This window comes from Allobosea sp. CER48, assembly GCF_044752385.1.
In the GTDB taxonomy this organism is placed as follows: Bacteria; Pseudomonadota; Alphaproteobacteria; order Rhizobiales; family Beijerinckiaceae; genus Allobosea.
The window spans coordinates 1-1,148 of sequence record NZ_JBIWYK010000711.1; the positions used below are offsets into that span (position 1 = coordinate 1).

At 67.2% G+C, this 1,148-nt stretch carries 2 protein-coding genes; both read left to right on the forward strand.

All coding sequences use genetic code 11. From position 1 onward, the window contains the following. Nucleotides 1-396, forward strand: a 396-nt coding sequence (locus ACIPIA_RS16730) for a sensor histidine kinase (protein ID WP_400511098.1), incomplete at its 5' end; no start/stop codon positions are given. Beyond that, the gene (locus tag ACIPIA_RS16735) at nt 393-1,085 is read left to right on the forward strand and encodes a response regulator transcription factor (RefSeq protein WP_400511099.1); all 693 of its coding nucleotides are present in this window, start codon (nt 393-395) and stop codon (nt 1,083-1,085) included. The genes ACIPIA_RS16730 and ACIPIA_RS16735, both read left to right, overlap by 4 nt. Nucleotides 1,086-1,148 lie beyond the last annotated feature (63 nt).

Consider the following 1,148-nt stretch of genomic DNA (forward strand, 5'->3'; position numbering starts at 1 on the left):
CTGGCGCCCAACCTGCCGATGCTGCGGCTGGACCCAGTCCTGTTCGATCAGGTCCTGTTCAACCTCGTCGACAATGCCGCGAAATACGCGCCTGCGGGGACGACGATCGGGGTCCATGCCCGCACGGATGGCAATGCCCTCGCGCTCGAGATCCTCGACGAGGGGCCGGGCCTGCCACCGGCCGATCTCGAGCGGATCTTCGACAGCTTCTACCGGGTCGGGAAGGGCGATCAGGTTCGTGCCGGCACAGGGCTGGGCCTCGCGATCTGCCGCGGCTTCGTCGAGGCGATGGGTGGCACGATCGTCGCCGCCAACCGCCGCGACAGGCAGGGCGCGGTGTTCACCATCCGCATGCCGATCCCGCCCGAGGCCCACCAGATGAAGGTATTGCCATGACCACGATGGCCGTCCGGGTGCTCGTCGTCGATGACGAGCCCCCGATCCGCAAGCTCCTGCGTGTCGGGCTCGGCACCGAGGGCTACACGATCAGCGAAGCGGGGAATGCCAGGGATGCGATCGCGCGGATCGAGGCGGAGGAGCCCGATCTCGTCCTGCTCGATCTCGGACTGCCCGACATGACCGGGCAGGAACTCCTGCGCCTCTGGCGCAGCGAGGGGCGCACGCTCCCCATCGTCATCCTGTCGAGCCGCACCGACGAGGCCGGCATCGTCCAGGCCCTTGAGGCGGGGGCCGACGACTACGTCACCAAGCCGTTCGGGATGCGCGAACTGGCGGCGCGGCTGCGCGTCGCGCTCCGTCACGAGCTGCATCAGCAGGGCGAGAAACCTGTCTTCCGCACCGGCGAGCTCTCGGTCGATCTCGTGCGCCGCATCGTGCAAGTCGGGGGGGCCGAGGTGAAGCTGTCGCCCAAGGAATACGACATACTGCGCGCGCTCGTGCAGCATGCCGGCAAGGTGCTGACGCACCGGCATCTGCTGAAGGAAGTCTGGGGCGGGAACGAGGACGTGCAGTATCTGCGCGTCTATATCCGGCAACTGCGCCAGAAGATCGAGCCCGTCCCCGAGCAGCCCTTCTATATCACGACCGAACCGGGCGTCGGCTACAGGCTGCGCGAAAGCGACTGAGCATCATGGATATCTCCCAGTTGATCGTGCCTGGCGCCGTGCTCGCCGGGCTCAAGGCGGCAT